Genomic DNA, 16363 nt, shown 5'->3' with positions numbered 1-16363 from the left:
AAAAGTGGTAAATTTAGATGAAATTTATAAAGAATTAAAAAGAGGCGTGAATGAAATAATTGATGAAGAAAAAGTAAAGGATTTAATAAAAAATTATTATGAAAAAGGTGAAAATTTTTATGTAAAAATAGGTATGGATCCAACCGCTCCAGATCTTCATTTAGGACACTCTGTAACTCTTCAAAAAATGGCTTTTTTACAAACCCATGGTGCTATCATTATGTTTTTAATAGGTGATTTTACAGCTCAAATAGGCGATCCATCTGGAAAAAGTGAAACTAGAAAAAAACTAAGTAAAGATGTTGTTTTAGAAAATGCAAAAACTTATGAAAAACAAGTTTTTAAGGTTTTAGATAAAAATAAAACAAAAATTATGTTTAATTCAGATTGGCTAAACAAGATGAATGCTGCAGATATGATAGAACTTGCTTCAACATATAGCGTTGCACGAATGCTAGAAAGAGACGATTTTGAAAAAAGATATAAAAATCAAACTCCAATTTCAATAAGTGAGTTTTTATATCCACTATTACAAGGTCATGATAGTGTCGTTATGAAGTGTGATATAGAAATGGGTGGAACTGATCAAAAATTTAATCTTTTAATGGGCAGACACTTGCAAAGAATTTACAATACCGGAAAAGAACAAGCTGTCATTACTATGCCTCTTTTAGTTGGACTTGATGGGGTCAATAAAATGAGTAAATCCCTAAATAATTATATTGGTGTAACAGATGAGCCAAATCAAATGTATGCAAAAACTTTAAGCATAAGTGATGAGCTTATGTGGGAATGGTATAAGCTTTTAAGTACAAAAAGTTTAAAAGAAATTGATGAGCTTAAAAAAGGCGTTGAAAATGGTACCATTCATCCAAAAGAAGTCAAGGAGGCTTTGGCTTTAGAAATTACTGCAAGATTTCATGATGAAAATTTAGCAAAAAAAGCAAAAGAAGAGTTTGATAAAATTCACTCCTTAAATAAACTTCCAAGTTCCATGGAAGAATTTGAGATAAAAGATGAAATTTGGGTGGTTGAGGCTATTGTAAAATGTGGCTTAGCTAGTTCAAACTCACAAGCTAGAAGGCATATAAAAGCAAATGCTTTTAGTATAGATCAAAAAAAGATAGATGATGAAAATTTGGTATTAAAAAAAGGTAAATATGTTCTTCAAATAGGAAAGAAAAACTTTGCAAGATTAAAGGTCGTTTGATGAAAAGTATAAAAATAGGCAAGTATGAACTAAAACATCCGATTATTCAAGGTGGCATGGGCTTAGGAATAAGTTGGAGCAATTTAGCTGGAAATGTAAGTTTAAATGGCTGTTTGGGTGTTGTCAGTTCTGTTGGGACTGGATATTATAAAAACAGATTATATTCTAAAAAAGAGATTAATTCAAAGCCACTAGGAAGCGAAAATTTTTATTCTAAAGAGGGTTTAAAAGCTTTAGCTGATGATGCAAGAAAAATTTGTGGTGATTCTCCACTTGGCGTAAATATAATGTGTGCTTGTAATGATTATGAAAAGATAGTTAAAGATGCATGTCAGGCTGGGTTTAATATAATTATAAGTGGTGCAGGACTTCCTACAAATTTACCTGAGTTCACACAAGAATTTAGTGATGTTGCTCTAATGCCAATAGTTTCATCCGCCAAAGCATTAAAGATAATTTGTAAAAGATGGAAACAAAGATATAATCGCTTGCCAGATGGAGTTGTTTTAGAAGGTCCTTTAAGCGGTGGTCATCAAGGTTTTACTTATGAACAGTGTTTAGATCCAGAATATAGCATTTGGAATTTAATTCCTCAAGTCAAAGAAGAAATTTCAAAATGGGGAGATTTCCCACTTTTTGCAGCAGGTGGAATTTGGGATCATAATGATATCATGAAAGCAATTTCACTTGGAGCAAATGGCGTTCAAATGGGAACTAGATTTATAGGTACAAATGAATGTGATGCAGCATCTGAGTTTAAAGATGTGATAATTAATGCAAAAGAAGAAGATATTATGCTTATAAAATCTCCAGTTGGTTATCCTGCAAGAGGAGTAAAAACAAACTTATTAAAACTTGTTGAAAAAAAAGAAGGTCCAAAAATTCAGTGTATTAGCAACTGTGTAAGTCCATGTCAGCGTGGAAAAGGTGCCAAAATGGTTGGATACTGTATAGCTGATAGACTTTTTGATGCATACGACGGAAATAAAGAATTTGGATTATTTTTTACAGGTGCAAATGGATATAAGCTTGATAAAATAATTAGCGTAAAAGAGCTGATTGAAAAGTTAGTAAATGGCGAAGACAGTTAGAGTTGTTCTATTTTTTTTCTTAGCCATTTTTTTATGGGGTGGGGACTTTGATAGGAATTTTTCAAATTTTGATAAGAATTTTGACAATTCAAGTAAAGTTGCAAAAGAAAAATTCCACAAAGAGTTAAAAGATATTTATCTGCAAACTTCCATTGATAAAAATAAAATTGATAGAATAAACGTTTTAAAAAGGCTAGTTTATTCATCAAAGGCTTTAAAACTAAATCATAAGGGCTATGAATCAGAACTTAATTTACTAGGAGATAATTATGAAAGCTATATAAATCAAAAAATAAATTTATCTAAATTTATACCAAAAAATAGCAAAATAGTTGATGAAAAAGTAGCATTAGAACAAGATGAAAAAACAAAAACTATAATTGAAAAATCTCAAAATTCAAACAAGCAAAATGATAAAATTTTAAACCAAAAAAATGACAATATTAAAGAAAAAAATACAAACAGTAAAAAAATAATTATTACAAAAGAGTCTAAAAATTACGAAGTCAATAAAAATATTAGATTAAGACTTAAAAGTGTTGATAAAACAGATGCTGGAATTAAGCTAACATTTAATAGAAACGTAAGCGAAGATGAAATTAAAAAATTTGCTTTAAAAAGTAAAGAGTATAGAAATGTAATTGATATAAAAGCAGTAAACGATGCAAAAATTTCAAAAATATTGCGTCATTTAAGCGATGAAATAAGAATTGCTCAGTATAATCCAAAAACAACGAGAGTGGTTTTTTCTCAAAAAAATAGCTTTAATATAAATTTAAAATTTGATGAAAAATCCATATCAATAGATATCAAAAACCCTTCAAATTCTGTAAATTTAACTATTCCTCCAGTTACAAAAACACCTAGTGGTGGCAAAAAAACAACTCAAAATAAAAAAGTACCTTTAAAAATTGTTAGAAAACAAAGAACTATTGTAATTGATCCAGGTCATGGCGGAAAAGATTCAGGAGCTATTGGAAATGGACTTAAAGAAAAAGATTTGGTATTAAAAATTTCACAATTTTTAGGTGATGAGTTAAAAAATATGGGTTATAAAGTTTTATTTACACGAAATAAAGATGTATTTATAAATTTAAAAGATAGAACTGCTTTTGCAAATAAAAAAAATGCCGATATGTTTATTTCAATACATATAAATGCAGGACCAAAAACAAAATCAGGAAGTTCTCTTTCAGGTGTTGAGACATTTTTCTTAAGTCCAGCAAGAAGTGAGCGTAGTAAAAACGCAGCTGCTCTTGAAAATAAAGGCGACATTGAAGATATGAATCATTTTTCTCAAGAGACTTATTTAAATTTTTTAAATAGAGAAAAAATAATAGCCTCAAACAAAGTTGCTATAGATATACAAAAACATATGCTTAATAAAGTTCAAGGCAAATATAATGTAAAAGATGGCGGAGTTAGAGAGGCTCCATTTTGGGTTTTAGTGGGTGCTACTATGCCAGCAGTTTTAGTTGAATGCGGTTATATTTCAAATAAAAATGATAGTAAAAATTTATCCAATAGAGTGTATCAAAAACTTATTGCAGAGGGTATTGCAAATGGAGTGGATGCATATTTTTTAAAGAATGAGTAATGAAGACTTTTTTTAAAGATGGAGTTTTTTATAGTAAAGAATTTGATGATTTCTATTATAGTAAAAATTCGGCTATTGGTGAAAGTAAATTTGTTTTCGAAAGCGCTTTGGATGAAATTTGGGATAAAAAAGATAGTTTAATAGTTGCAGAAGCTGGCTTTGGTGTTGGTATTAATTTTTTAAATTTATGTAAAAAATTTAAAAATAGTAATAAATTTTTGCATTTTGTAAGCATAGAAAAATTTCCTCTTTCAAAGAAAAAACTTAAAAAATTTTATAATAAATTTAACGAATTTGATGATGGGTTTAAAAAACTATCAAAAAAACTTATTAAAAACTATCCACCCAAAAAAACTGGGCTTTACAGAGTATTTTTTTCAAAAAATATTATTTTAGATCTTTATTTTGACGATATAAAAATAGCACTTAAAAATCTTGATTTTAAAGCTGATGTTTGGTTTATGGATGGTTTTTCCCCAGCCAAGAATCCTGATATGTGGGATTTAGAAGTGATGAAAGGTGTTGCTAATTTAAGTATGGCAGGAACTATTTTATCAACTTACTCAAGCTCTGGATTTGTAAAAAGAAATTTAACGGAGGTCGGATTTGAAGTAAGTTTAATAAAAGGTCATGCTCAAAAAAGACAGATGATTAGAGCTGTTTTAAAAGAAAATTTAAATCCCAATAATGATGAAATTTGGTTTAGGAGGGTTTTAAAAACTTACAATAAAAATTCAAGAATTTTAATTATTGGAGCTGGGATTTCAGGTTTGGCAACCGCAAAAGTTTTTCAAAATGCTGGCTTTGATGTTATAATTACCGAAAAAGAAAGTGAAGTTGCTACTAATGGGAGTGGAAATTTAATCGGAGCTTTAATGCCATTAATTACTCAAAAAGATGTTATTTTGGGTAAAATGCATTACGCGGCTTTTTTAATGGCTGTGAATTTTTATAAAAAATATGGTAAAAATTTAGTTAAATTCAACGGAGCAAAGGAATTTGCTTTTGATGAGACATTGATAAAAAGATATGAAAACTCAAATTTTAAGCTGGATAAAAAAGATTTTCCTTATCCAAGTATTTATATAAAAAATGCAGCAAGCGTTCGTCCAAAAAAGCTTTGTGGAGCTCTTTCAAGTGAGTTTAATATTTTATTTAATTATGAATTTCAAAACCTTGAAAAATGCAATAATAAATATCAAGTGCATTTTAAAAATGGTGATATTATGGAAACTGATATAGTTATTTTTACCATTGGAAGCCATAGCGAAGAACTTTTTAATAAAGGAGAAAATCCAAAAATAAATTTTGATGATAATGTACAAATAAGTTCAGTAAGAGGGCAAGTTACTTGGATAAAAAAAAGACTTAATAATAATTTTCCACTTAGTGCAAGAGGATATATTTGTCCACCAGTTGGCAAAATTCAGCTAATTGGAGCTACTTATGATAGACTTGATTATGAGAAGAAAAAAAGATACATTGATGATGTTAAAAATTTAGAAAATATTTGTGAATTTATAGGTTCTAAAAAAACTGAGATTCTAGATTCAAATGTTGGTTTTAGATCTTATAGTGGTGATAGGTTTCCAATAATTGGTGCTTTGCATGATAAAGAGTTTTTTATTAAAAATTATAAAGCTATAAATTTTACGAAACATTCAAATGTTTATCCAAAACATTTAGATGGAGTTTTTATAAATGCAGCTCATGGCGCAAGAGGGCTTGGAACTTCTATAATGGGGGCTTATATTCTGTTAGATCTTGTTTTAAATAGACCACTTTGTGTAAGTAAAGAAATATTTAACTCTTTAAATCCAGCTAGATTTTTAATCAGAAAACTTAAAAAGGGGCTTATATGAAAAAATATTTAGTTTTTGCATCTATAGTATTTTTAATATTTATAGGGATTTGGGCGATGCTTGGCAAATCAAGTAGTGAATTTTTAAGAGATATAAAAATAATTGTTGTATTTATCACCTTGATAGTTTATATAATTTCTTTAGCAGTAATTGCAATAGGTGAGAAAAATGTTGTTAGTCATCCTCTTGCCTATGCTGTTGGGATAGCTTTTATAGCAGGATTTGTAAACGGATTTTTGATGTTTAAAAACTTCTTTTTAATCTCTTTTATTATAGGTATTTATGTTGGTATTGTCGTGTTTTTGCAATATAGATATCAAACTTTTACAAATAAAATTTATAAATATAAAAAATGAGAAATTTTAAAGTTGTAACTATCATTTTATGGACTATTTGCTTGTTTTTAAATACACTTTCTTTACTTGGATTTGCAAATTTTAGTGGTAAAGAAACGGCTATTATTTGGTTTTTTATCTCAATTTTAACTTGTGCTTTTATATATAATAATATTTATAATAAGATTTTATCAAGAGCTTTAATAAGTTTGGTTGCATTTTTTGGTGGATTTTTTACATATTTTTTATATTACGGATTTTATGATTTAAATTCCATCTATATGGGAGTGATATCACTTATAATAACTTTGAGTTTAAGTCTTGGAGTTGGAGTTTTAATTTAGTTTTAAATAGTTCAAATTTACTAAAAAGCATTTTTGAAAAGTTTGGATTTTTATTTCCAAACTTCAAGTGCTATTTCTTTTACTAAATTTATTTTTGCCCACTGCTCATCAATGCTTAGATTATTTCCTTCCTCTGTTGATGAAAATCCACATTGTGTGCTAAGTAGAAGTTGATTTAGTGGTATAAATTTTATCGCTTCAAAAATTCTTTTTTTGACTAAATCTTTATCTTCAAGCTCTGGAAATTTTGTAGTAATTAAACCTAAAACTACTTTTTGATTTTTTATAAACTTAAGTGGTTCAAATCCACCAGAGCGGTCATTATCATATTCTAAGAAAAACATATCGATATTGCACTTACCGAATAAAACTTCTGCAACACTTTCATATCCACCACTTGAAAACCAAGTTGAGCGGAAATTTCCTCTGCAAATATGCATACTAAGTATAAAATCTTTTGGTTTTGCTTTTACTATTTCATTTATTACCCAAACATATTTTTCTTGAATGAGATCTAAATTTATACCTCTTTTTGCATAAGCTTCTCTTTTTCTTTATCGCAAAACTCACCCCAAGAAGTATCATCGAGTTGCAAATGTCTGCAACCAAGTTTATAAAACTCATTCATAAAATCTATATAGGTTTGTGCAATATCTTTATAAATTTCATCATTATCTTTATAAATTTCAATTGGGGTGTAATTTTGTGCTCTTACACAAGGTATTAAATGAAGCATTGATGGGGATGGGATAGTCATTTTAGCATTTTTTGCTTCTATTAAGCTTGTTAAAAATTTAAAATCTTGTAAAAAAGGATGATTTTTATTAAAACAAATTTTATCATCTATAATTATCGTATTTGCTTTTGGTGAGCTGTCTTTAAATTTAACAGACCACTCCTTTGATATTACTTTTTTTACTCCACCAATATCAGCTAAAAAATCTAAATGCCAATACTCTCTTCTAAACTCACCATCAGTTATAAAAGGTAAATTTAACTTTTTTTCTTTTTCAACTAGCTCTTTTATACATTTATCTTCTATGTTTCTTAATTTATCTTTATTTATTTTACCATTTTCAAAGTCAGCTCTTGCTTGTTTTAATTCAGCTGGTCTTAAAAAACTTCCCACTATATCGTAACAATACATTAATTTCCTTGTTGAGTATTTAAGGGAAAAATTTCCCTTATTTTTATTTGTAGTTTTTAATAGCTTTATCTAAAATTTCAGTAGCTGTTTTTAAGTCTTTAAATCCTTTTACTTTTACCCATTTATTTGGCTCAAGAAGTTTATAAGTCTCAAAAAAGTTTTTAATTCTATTTAGGGTTGCTTTTGGTAAATCATCAATTGATTCTATATTATCAAATCTTGGATCAATTTTACTAATCGGAACTGCTAAAAGTTTTTCATCCATTCCAGCTTCATCCTCCATTACTAAAACACCTATTAATCTACAAGGTATTACAGAGCCAGCTTGCAAAGGATACTCATTAATTACTAAAATATCAGCTGGATCACCATCATCAGCCAAAGTATTTGGTACAAATCCATAATTTGCAGGGTAAAATACAGCTGAATATAAAACTCTATCAACCACTACAGCACCGCTAGTTTTATCTATTTCATATTTTATATTTGATCCGTAAGGTATTTCTATAACAGCATTTATCTTATCAGGGCTTGAGCCTATCTTTATTTTTGAAATATCCATTTTAACTCCTATTAATTCATTGATTTCATAATAGCTTGAACTATTATCTCATTCATATCGGCAACGATTTCATCAATTGTTCTTTCGCCATTTATAACTTTATAACAACCTCTATCTTTATAAAATTTTCTAATTTTTTCAATTGGATCTGTAAAAATTTTCATTCTATTATTAAAAATTTCTTCATTATCATCGTTTCTGTTTCTTCCTAAAATTCTCTCTTTTGCAACTTCTTCACTGACATCTACTTCGATAACGCAGTTTAGATTTATATCGGAATTATTTTTTAAAACTTCATCAAATTTTTCCATTTGTTCAACACTTCTTGGAAAGCCATCTATTATAATAAAGTCCAAATCAGAGCTTTTTATAGCTGAAGTTATGGTATTTATAACTATTTCAAGTGGAACCAAATTTCCTTTTGAGATAAAGCTATTTATCTCTTTTCCAAGTTCGCTTCCTTTTGTAACTTCTGCTCTTAACATATCTCCTGTTGAGTAGTGTTCCACGCTTTGATTCATCTCTTTTATCATGCTTGCATCAGTTGTTTTTCCGCTTCCTGGAGCTCCTATGATTAAAAATACATTTTTCATTTTTATCCTTTCTAATTTTGTTTTTTTACTACTTTAAGACCAAGCTCTTTTAATTGCTCATCACTTGCATGACTTGGAGCTTTTGTAAGAGGACATTGAGCTCTTTGAGTTTTTGGAAATGCTATGATATCTCTAATGCTAGATGATTTTGTTAAAAGCATTATAAGTCTGTCAAACCCAATTGCAATTCCTCCATGTGGTGGTGCTCCAAAGGTTAAAGCATCCAGTAAAAATCCAAATTTATCCCTTTGTTCTTTTTCATGTATTCCAAGCTTTTCAAATACTTTTTGCTGAATATCATTTTTATGAATTCTTATACTTCCACCGCCAAGTTCAATTCCATTTAACACAACATCATAAGCAACTGAAGTAATATCTTCTATGTCATCATCAATATTATTTGGCATTGTGAAAGGGTGATGCATTGCTGAGTAGGTGCCATCATCGTTTTCTTCAAACATAGGGAAATTTAATACCCATAAAAACTCTAATTTATCTTTATCGATTAAATTCATCTCATTTGCTAAAAATAGTCTAAATCTTCCCATATAATCAAGTACGACTTTTTTCTTACCAGCTCCAAAAAATACAACATCTCCAACTTCAAGGTTGCATCTTTTTATGATCTCATCTATATCTTCTTTTTCAAAGAATCTAAGCAAAGGTCCTTTTAATCCATTTTCTTTCACTTGGAAAAATGCTAATCCTTTTGCTCCAAATTTTTTAACATACTCTTCAAAGCCTTGCATTTGGCGTTTACTAAAGATATTATCTCCATTTTTGACGGCTATAGCTTTTACTCTATTTTTTCTTTTGTCTTGTGCTATTTTGCTAAAAATTTCATTGCTTGATTTTTCAAAAATATCTGCTACATCAACAAGTGGCATATCAAATCTTAAATCTGGTTTATCACTTCCGTATTTTTCGGTAGCCTCTTTATAATCCATTCTTCTAAATGGTGTTTTTATATCATGTCCACACTCTTTAAAAATATCTTTTAATACTTCTTCAGCGACTTTTATAACATCTTCTTGCTCAACAAAACTCATCTCTATATCTATTTGTGTAAATTCAGGTTGGCGATCAGCTCTTAAATCCTCATCTCTAAAGCATTTTGCTATTTGGAAGTACTTATCAAAACCTGAGCACATTAAAAGCTGTTTAAAAAGTTGAGGGCTTTGAGGAAGTGCATAAAATTCCCCTGGATAAACTCTACTTGGAACTAAATAATCTCTTGCTCCTTCTGGAGTTGCTCTTGTTAAAACTGGAGTTTCTACCTCAACAAATCCAAGGCGATTAAGTGTGTTTCTAGTTGCAATTGCTGCTTTTGAACGAGTTTGAAATTTAGCAAAATTCTCAGGAGTTCTAAGATCTAAAAATCTATATTTAAGTCTTGTTTCTTCTCCTACGTTTTTATCACCAATTACAAATGGTAATGGTGCACTTGGATTTTCTATAACTAACTCATTAACAACTACTTCTATTTCGCCTGTTTTTAACTTTTCATTTGTAAGGCCTTCACCTCTAAGTCTTACTTTTCCACTTGCTTTTATAACAAATTCGTTTCTTATAGTATTTGCTAAATCGTAAGCTTTTTTATTATCAGCTGGATCACAAACTAGTTGCAAAATACCACTTCTATCTCTTAAATCTATAAAAATAACGCCACCATGATCTCTATAAGAGTTCACCCAACCACATACTTTTACCTCTTTTCCGACATCTTCTTTTGACAAATCGGTGCAATAATGACTTCTCAAAGTTATTCCTTTTTATATTATTTTTGAAATATTAACTCTCATTGTATCGAAATTTTGCTTTTGTAAAGCTAATTTTTACTAAAATAACAGCTATGAATAAAATAATTTTAGAAAAAAACTTAAAATATATTGGAATAGTTGCTAAAAATCCTAAAAAATGTTTGAAATTTGTAAAATATTTTAAAAGTTTAGGTTATGAAATTTTATTTTTAGAAAAGACTATAAATAAATTTGAAAATCTGCATAAGATAGATGAGGAAAAAACTTTAATTTTAAGTATTGGAGGAGATGGAACTTTAATCTCAACTTGCAGAGAAGTAGCTAAAAATGGTTTTAAAAATTTAAATGTTTTAGGTGTTTATGATGGAACTCTTGGGTTTTTAACCGATGTTAAAATTGATAAGCTAAATGAGTTTTTTGCCGATTTTTTAAAAGGTAAATATGAAATAAAAAAACCTTTAATGTTAGAAATTTCACTTAAAAACTCTGAAAATGAGATAAAGCTAATTGCATTTAACGATCTTGTTTTATCAAGAAGTGCAGTTTTATCAATGAGTAAAGTTGATGCATATTTAGATGATGAGTATTTTAATACATATTATGGTGATGGCGTTATAGTAAGCTCACCTGTTGGCTCAACTGCTTATAATATGAGTGCAAATGGACCAATAATTTATCCAATGAGCAAGGTTTTTTGTATTACGCCAATTTGTGCTCATAGCCTAACACAAAGACCGCTTGTTTTACCAGCTGAATATAAATTAAAATTTAAAAATGCAGGAAATAGTAAGGTAAGTATTATAATAGATGGTCAAAATGCTTTTGATATGAGTAAATTTGATGAAGTTGTGGTTAGACTTGGGGACACTCATGCAAATTTAATAAGACATTTAAACGCAAATTATTTTGAAGTTTTAAAAAATAAACTTCATTGGGGACATAATGGAGGCAAGGTTTGATAGATAGACTTTATGTGAAAAATAATTTAACTTTTAAAGAATCAGAGCTTTTTTTTGATAAAGGATTAAGTGTTTTTACAGGAGTTAGTGGAGCTGGAAAATCAGTTTTGATGAATGCTATTTTATCTGTATTTGGACTTAGTGAAACAGATTCCGGTTTAATAGAAGCAGATGTGAAGTTTGATTTTGATTTAAGTGAATTTGGCATAGAAAATGAAAGTGTTAATAATTTTAGAATGCTAAAAGATAAATCAACAAGATATTTTATAAACTCTCAATTTATTTCTAAAAAAAATTTATTTTCAATTGCTTCAACCCACATTAAATATCTTAGCATTAGAAATGCTGATGAGTTTAATAATAAAAATTTATTAAATTTGCTAGATTTATTGTCTATTAAAAAAGATGGAGCTCATAAAACTAATTTAGAGAATCTAGGTGAGATTTTTAAAGAATTTAGTCATGTAAAAAAAGAGCTTTTAAAAATTGAAAATGAAGAGAAGAATATTGAGGAGCTAAAGGATTTTGCAAAATTTGAAATAAACAAAATAGAAAGTATAAATCCTAAAATAGGTGAATTTGAGGAGTTGATGGAATTAAAAAAACGCCTCAGTAAAATCGATAGGATAAATGAAGCTTGGATGAAAGCTGAAATGATATTTGATATAGAAAGTAGTGTAATTGAGGCTTTAAGGGTAAGTGATTTAGAAAGTGATTTTTTTGAAGAAGCCATAAATGAGTTAAGGGCCAAAAAAGAGAGTTTGAATTTAGAAGATTTGGAAAATATTGATATAGAAAAAACTTTAAATAGAATTGAAGATTTAAACTATTTAGAAAAACGCTATGGTGGCGTAAAAGAAGCACTTGAAACCTTACAAACTAGAAAAAAAGAGTTAAACGAATATGAAAATATAGAGTTTAAAAAAAGTGATTTAAAAAATTCTTTTAAAATTTTAGAAGAAAAACTTCTTAAAATTTCAAATTTGGTAAGCAGTAGTAGGAAAAATGTAAAAAAAGAGCTTGAAAATATTTTAAATGGATATTTAAAAGAGCTTTATATGAGTGATGCAAAAGTTATATTTAAAGAAAAAGAGATTGATAGTTTAGGAATGGATGAGATAAGCTTTGAAATTTCAAATACACTTTTAAAAAATTTAAGCTCCGGTGAGTTTAACAGACTAAGGCTTGCATTTATTGGTGCAAATATCGATATAACAGGTTTTGCAAATGGTGTTTTAATCCTTGATGAAATAGATGCAAATTTAAGTGGAAAAGAGGCTATGAGTATTGCCAATGTTCTTTTAAAAATTTCAAAATTTTATCAAATTTTTGCTATTTCACATCTTCCGCAACTTAGTTCAAAAGCTGATTCTCATTTTTTAGTTAGCAAAATAAATGGTATTTCAAATGTAAAAAAACTGAACGAAGATGAGAAAATAACAGAGCTTGCAAGAATGATAAGCGGAGAAAAAATCACAAAAGAAGCCTTAGAATTTGCAAAAAGACTTAGAAATAGTTGAAAATTTATGGTACTTTAAGCTTTCATTTGTCATTTTTTGCTAAAATCGAAAATTGATTAAAATAATTAATAGGTTAGCAGATGATAATAGACACACATTGTCATTTAGATGATGATAGTTTTAATGACGATTTGGATTTTGTTGTAAAAAGAGCAAAGGAAAGCGGAATTAATAAAATAATAATTCCTGGGGCTGATATAAAAACCCTAAAAAAAGCTAGAGATATCGCTTATGCTTATGATAATGTTTATTTTGCAGCTGGAGTTCATCCATATCACGCCGATGAGTTTGAGATAAATTATTTAAGAGATTTTTTAGATGATAGAAAGTGTGTAGCTATTGGGGAGTGCGGACTTGATTATTTTAAGATAAAAGAGCATTTTAATAGTGATGAAGAGATTTTGGCTAATAAAAATTTGCAAAAAAAGATTTTTTTAGATCAAATAAATTTAGCAATCCAGTTTAAAAAACCTCTTATAATTCATGCAAGAGATGCAAATGAGGATATTTATAATATTCTAAAAGAGTATTCAAAAAAACTTTTTGGTGTGGTTTTGCACTGTTATAATGCAAGCAAATTATTGCTTTCATTAAAAGATGAAGGGTTTTATTTTGGAATTGGTGGAGTTTTAACTTTTAAAAATGCTAAGAATTTAGTTGAGATTTTAGATCAAATTCCATTATCAAATATAGTCATTGAAACAGATGCGCCGTATTTGGCACCAACACCAAATAGAGGAAAAAGAAATGAGCCTGCTTTTACTACATTTGTAGCACAAAAAATGGCTGAAATTTTAAATTTAGAGGTAAGTAAAATAGAAGAAATTACAACAAAAAACGCAGAAAAACTTTTTAAAATTTAAGGAGAAAATTTGAATAAATTGTTTAGTATTTTTACAATTTTTATATTTACTATTACTTTACAAGCAAATACACTTATAGATGAGATTTTAAACGAGTTTGCTATCCCAAATAATGAAAAAAATAAAGAAATAGTTTTAAATATAGAAAAAAGTATAGATGAAAGAGATGTAAATGAGTTTATAAAAATTATAAAAAGCTCTCCTGATAATGTTTATATGGTAAAAAAAGAGCTTGAAAAAATTGATGCTCCTGAGTTTTTGCTCTATCTTGCTATGGTTGAGTCAAAATTTTTAAACAGAGCAACTTCGTCAAAAAAAGCTAGTGGAATGTGGCAGTTTATGCCTCGAACTGCTAAATCTTTTGGTCTTAATGTTAATGCTCAAATCGATGAAAGAAGAGATCCTTTCTTATCAACAGATACAGCTTTTAAATATTTAGATTTTTTAAATGAGTGTTTTGAAGATAAGTGGTATATATCTTTAATGGCTTATAATTGTGGCGATGGCTGTATAAAAAAAGTTATAAGAAATAATAAAAATGATGATTTTTCAACTCTTTTAACAAGTAACAAAACTCCAAGAGAGACTAAAAATTTCATTAAAAGAATTATTAAAAACACAATAATTTCAAAAAATATTGATGCAAGAATCGCGCTTGTTGATATAAAGCCAGAAAATTCAGTAGAAAAAATAAAAGTTCAAGGTGGAACAAGTTTGGCAAGCGTTGGAAACAGCATAGGTCTAAGTGTGGAAGAGATGAAAAAGTATAATCCTCACATTAAAACTTCGGTTGCTCCAAAAGACCAAAATGCGTATCATTTTTATATTCCTGAGGAAAAACTTAATCTTTATGCATTAAACTATATAGGACAGATAATAAGAGGGGAAGATACATTTGCTCCATCGTATAATATCCATGTAGTCGCAAAAGATGAAACTATAGAAAGTATAGCTAAAAAATGGGACACTACAGCTGATGAATTAATAAAAGAAAACAATCTTGGTGATGAATTAGAGATTGGGAAAAAGCTTAAAATTCCAACATCTATAATCGCTTTTAATGACAATAAAGAATATACTATAAAAAAAGGCGATACACTAATAGCAATATCAAATAAATTTGATGTTGATGTAGCTACTTTAGTTGCTGCTAATGAAATAAAAGATTTAAATATTAAAGCAGGAGATACAATTGTTATACCATAAAAAAATTTTAACATTTTTTTTTATAGCTTTTTTTATAGTAGGGTGTTCAACTAAAACATCATATCCTGTGGTTGTATCTAAACCAAAACCAAGCACCCATGCTACTATGAGACCTTATAAAATAAATGGAAAAACATATTATCCTCAAAAGGTTGAAGTGGGAGAAACTCAAAAAGGATTAGCTAGTTGGTATGGGCCAAAATTTCATGGAAAGAGCACTTCAAATGGGGAGAGATACAATATGTATGCTCAAACAGCAGCACATAAAACTTTTCCTATGAATACAATGGTAAAAGTTACGAATTTAAATAATTCAAAATGGACAGTTGTAAGGATAAACGATAGAGGTCCATTTGTAAGTGGAAGAATTATTGATTTATCTAAAAAAGCAGCTTCTGATATTGGGGTGATTGCTAGCGGAACTGCTCCTGTTGTTATAGAGGTTGTTGGATTCGATGGTCATAGTATTAGTAAAACAGCTCCGCAAAACGAAAGAATTTATATAGGTGGAACTTTTATGGTTCAAGTAGGGGCATTTAGAAACATAAATGGAGCTAATATTTACAAAAAAGAGTATGATGGAAAAGGTGGATATAAGGCTATAATTAAGGAATTTGATAAAGATGGACTCCATAGGGTATTTTTAACAGGTTTTAGAAGTGAGGATGAAGCAAGAGATTTTGCTCATAGTTCATATCATTTAGATGGCGCTTTTATAGTTAGACAATAGGGGTTTAGTATGATAGAACGAAATACAAAAGAGACAAAAATAAAGCTTAGATTAGAAATTTATGGAACTGGAAAAAGCAAAATAAATACTAAAATAGGTTTTTTAAACCATATGCTTGAAGCTTTTGCAAAACACTCTTTGATGGATTTAGAAGTAGAGTGTGATGGCGATATAGAGGTCGATTTTCATCATAGTGTTGAAGATATCGGTATAGTTTTAGGAATGGCTTTAAAAAAACAAATTTATCCAGTTCAAAATATTGAAAGATATTCAAATTCAGTTGTTGTAATGGATGAGAGCGCAGTAAGTTGTGATTTAGATATCTCAAATAGAGCTTTTTTAGTTTATGATAGTATAAAAGATGGTTTGATAGGTGAATTTGATGCTGAGTTGATAGAAGAGTTTTTTAGAGCTGTTGCTTTTAATGCAGGTATTACACTTCATCTTATAAAATTAAGAGGAAGCAACAAACATCATATAGCAGAAGCAACTTTTAAAGCCTTTGCAGTTGCGCTAAGAAGAGCTTTGACTAAAAATGAAAAAATGGGAATTCCTAGTACAAAAGGTGTTTTATAAAAAGGCAT

Annotated in this window: 17 protein-coding genes; 12 read left to right on the top strand and 5 right to left on the bottom strand. The window is 28.7% G+C overall.

All coding sequences use genetic code 11. The features are described 5' to 3' along the window. The first annotated feature begins 4 nt into the window (after positions 1 to 4). The 6 genes from tyrS to O6B72_RS01525 are packed head-to-tail and all read left to right on the top strand — an operon-like array spanning position 5 to position 6439. A complete protein-coding gene (tyrS, locus tag O6B72_RS01550) occupies positions 5 to 1210 on the top strand; it encodes a tyrosine--tRNA ligase (RefSeq protein ID WP_269491632.1) in 1206 nt (401 codons plus the stop codon). After that, positions 1210 to 2301, top strand: coding sequence for a nitronate monooxygenase (locus O6B72_RS01545; protein ID WP_269492007.1), 1092 nt, complete (start codon positions 1210 to 1212; stop codon positions 2299 to 2301). The genes tyrS and O6B72_RS01545 overlap by 1 nt, the downstream gene beginning before the upstream one ends. Further along, positions 2285 to 3898 (top strand): N-acetylmuramoyl-L-alanine amidase family protein, encoded by a 1614-nt coding sequence (locus tag O6B72_RS01540; protein ID WP_269492006.1) that lies wholly within the window; start codon positions 2285 to 2287, stop codon positions 3896 to 3898. The genes O6B72_RS01545 and O6B72_RS01540 overlap by 17 nt, the downstream gene beginning before the upstream one ends. Further along, positions 3898 to 5760 carry a bifunctional tRNA (5-methylaminomethyl-2-thiouridine)(34)-methyltransferase MnmC2/FAD-dependent 5-carboxymethylaminomethyl-2-thiouridine(34) oxidoreductase MnmC1 gene (mnmC, locus tag O6B72_RS01535; RefSeq protein ID WP_269492005.1) on the top strand — a complete coding sequence of 621 codons (1863 nt, stop codon included), beginning with the start codon at positions 3898 to 3900 and terminating at the stop codon, positions 5758 to 5760. Before O6B72_RS01540 ends, mnmC begins: the two co-directional genes overlap by 1 nt. Then, positions 5757 to 6116, top strand: a complete 360-nt coding sequence (locus tag O6B72_RS01530) for a hypothetical protein (protein ID WP_258298369.1) — start codon at positions 5757 to 5759, stop codon at positions 6114 to 6116. Before mnmC ends, O6B72_RS01530 begins: the two co-directional genes overlap by 4 nt. Next, the gene (locus tag O6B72_RS01525) at positions 6113 to 6439 is read left to right on the top strand and encodes a hypothetical protein (protein ID WP_258298370.1); all 327 of its coding nucleotides are present in this window, start codon (positions 6113 to 6115) and stop codon (positions 6437 to 6439) included. Before O6B72_RS01530 ends, O6B72_RS01525 begins: the two co-directional genes overlap by 4 nt. 50 nt (positions 6440 to 6489) lie before the next feature. On the opposite strand, the gene O6B72_RS01520 is transcribed toward O6B72_RS01525, so the two are convergent. The 5 genes from O6B72_RS01520 to aspS all read right to left on the bottom strand — a co-directional run bounded on the left by O6B72_RS01520 (position 6490) and on the right by aspS (position 10501). Continuing rightward, positions 6490 to 6879, bottom strand: a complete 390-nt coding sequence (locus O6B72_RS01520; RefSeq protein ID WP_269492004.1) for a uroporphyrinogen decarboxylase/cobalamine-independent methonine synthase family protein — start codon at positions 6877 to 6879, stop codon at positions 6490 to 6492. Between the two features lie 80 nt (positions 6880 to 6959). Beyond that, positions 6960 to 7586: a uroporphyrinogen decarboxylase/cobalamine-independent methonine synthase family protein gene (locus O6B72_RS01515; protein WP_269492003.1), complete on the bottom strand. Its 627-nt coding sequence runs from the start codon at positions 7584 to 7586 to the stop codon at positions 6960 to 6962. Positions 7587 to 7629: 43 nt separating this feature from the next. Next, the gene (gene ppa, locus O6B72_RS01510) at positions 7630 to 8148 is read right to left on the bottom strand and encodes an inorganic diphosphatase (protein ID WP_258298372.1); all 519 of its coding nucleotides are present in this window, start codon (positions 8146 to 8148) and stop codon (positions 7630 to 7632) included. A gap of 11 nt (positions 8149 to 8159) precedes the next feature. Further along, positions 8160 to 8741, bottom strand: a complete 582-nt coding sequence (locus O6B72_RS01505; RefSeq protein ID WP_024962810.1) for an adenylate kinase — start codon at positions 8739 to 8741, stop codon at positions 8160 to 8162. A gap of 11 nt (positions 8742 to 8752) precedes the next feature. Then, positions 8753 to 10501 (bottom strand): aspartate--tRNA ligase, encoded by a 1749-nt coding sequence (aspS, locus tag O6B72_RS01500; RefSeq protein WP_269492002.1) that lies wholly within the window; start codon positions 10499 to 10501, stop codon positions 8753 to 8755. A 92-nt stretch (positions 10502 to 10593) separates the two neighbouring features. On the opposite strand from aspS, the gene O6B72_RS01495 reads away from it, so the two are divergent. The 6 genes from O6B72_RS01495 (at position 10594) to hisB (ending at position 16355) form a co-directional block, all read left to right on the top strand. Continuing rightward, positions 10594 to 11460 (top strand): NAD(+)/NADH kinase, encoded by an 867-nt coding sequence (locus O6B72_RS01495; protein ID WP_269492001.1) that lies wholly within the window; start codon positions 10594 to 10596, stop codon positions 11458 to 11460. Further along, on the top strand, positions 11457 to 12980 hold the full coding sequence (locus O6B72_RS01490; RefSeq protein WP_269492000.1) for a DNA repair protein RecN: 1524 nt from the start codon (positions 11457 to 11459) through the stop codon (positions 12978 to 12980). Before O6B72_RS01495 ends, O6B72_RS01490 begins: the two co-directional genes overlap by 4 nt. An 80-nt stretch (positions 12981 to 13060) precedes the next feature. Continuing rightward, complete coding sequence (locus tag O6B72_RS01485; RefSeq protein WP_258298375.1) at positions 13061 to 13843, top strand: TatD family hydrolase; 783 nt, start codon at positions 13061 to 13063, stop codon at positions 13841 to 13843. 9 nt (positions 13844 to 13852) lie between these two features. Then, complete coding sequence (locus O6B72_RS01480) at positions 13853 to 15049, top strand: lytic transglycosylase domain-containing protein (protein ID WP_258298376.1); 1197 nt, start codon at positions 13853 to 13855, stop codon at positions 15047 to 15049. Then, a complete protein-coding gene (locus O6B72_RS01475) occupies positions 15036 to 15779 on the top strand; it encodes a septal ring lytic transglycosylase RlpA family protein (protein ID WP_269491617.1) in 744 nt (247 codons plus the stop codon). The genes O6B72_RS01480 and O6B72_RS01475 overlap by 14 nt, the downstream gene beginning before the upstream one ends. A gap of 9 nt (positions 15780 to 15788) precedes the next feature. Continuing rightward, positions 15789 to 16355, top strand: coding sequence for an imidazoleglycerol-phosphate dehydratase HisB (hisB, locus tag O6B72_RS01470; protein WP_024962803.1), 567 nt, complete (start codon positions 15789 to 15791; stop codon positions 16353 to 16355). Positions 16356 to 16363: the final 8 nt, after the last annotated feature.

It is taken from the genome of Campylobacter ureolyticus (assembly GCF_027277485.1).
Taxonomy (GTDB): Bacteria; Campylobacterota; Campylobacteria; order Campylobacterales; family Campylobacteraceae; genus Campylobacter_B; species Campylobacter_B ureolyticus_B.
The sequence above is the reverse complement of the archived record's forward strand: the minus strand, read 5'-3'. Positions and strand labels throughout refer to the sequence as shown.

Excerpts from the sequence above, each read along its gene's own strand:
- O6B72_RS01545 (WP_269492007.1), top strand. The coding sequence starts at position 1,210 with ATGAAAAGTATAAAAATAGGCAAGTATGAACTAAAACATCCGATTATT.
- O6B72_RS01515 (WP_269492003.1), bottom strand. The coding sequence starts at position 7,586 with ATGTATTGTTACGATATAGTGGGAAGTTTTTTAAGACCAGCTGAATTA.
- hisB (WP_024962803.1), top strand. The coding sequence starts at position 15,789 with ATGATAGAACGAAATACAAAAGAGACAAAAATAAAGCTTAGATTAGAA.
- O6B72_RS01495 (WP_269492001.1), top strand. The coding sequence starts at position 10,594 with ATGAATAAAATAATTTTAGAAAAAAACTTAAAATATATTGGAATAGTT.
- O6B72_RS01520 (WP_269492004.1), bottom strand. The coding sequence starts at position 6,879 with ATGCATATTTGCAGAGGAAATTTCCGCTCAACTTGGTTTTCAAGTGGT.
- O6B72_RS01505 (WP_024962810.1), bottom strand. The coding sequence starts at position 8,741 with ATGAAAAATGTATTTTTAATCATAGGAGCTCCAGGAAGCGGAAAAACA.
- O6B72_RS01525 (WP_258298370.1), top strand. The coding sequence starts at position 6,113 with ATGAGAAATTTTAAAGTTGTAACTATCATTTTATGGACTATTTGCTTG.
- ppa (WP_258298372.1), bottom strand. The coding sequence starts at position 8,148 with ATGGATATTTCAAAAATAAAGATAGGCTCAAGCCCTGATAAGATAAAT.
- O6B72_RS01485 (WP_258298375.1), top strand. The coding sequence starts at position 13,061 with ATGATAATAGACACACATTGTCATTTAGATGATGATAGTTTTAATGAC.
- mnmC (WP_269492005.1), top strand. The coding sequence starts at position 3,898 with ATGAAGACTTTTTTTAAAGATGGAGTTTTTTATAGTAAAGAATTTGAT.
- O6B72_RS01530 (WP_258298369.1), top strand. The coding sequence starts at position 5,757 with ATGAAAAAATATTTAGTTTTTGCATCTATAGTATTTTTAATATTTATA.
- O6B72_RS01540 (WP_269492006.1), top strand. The coding sequence starts at position 2,285 with ATGGCGAAGACAGTTAGAGTTGTTCTATTTTTTTTCTTAGCCATTTTT.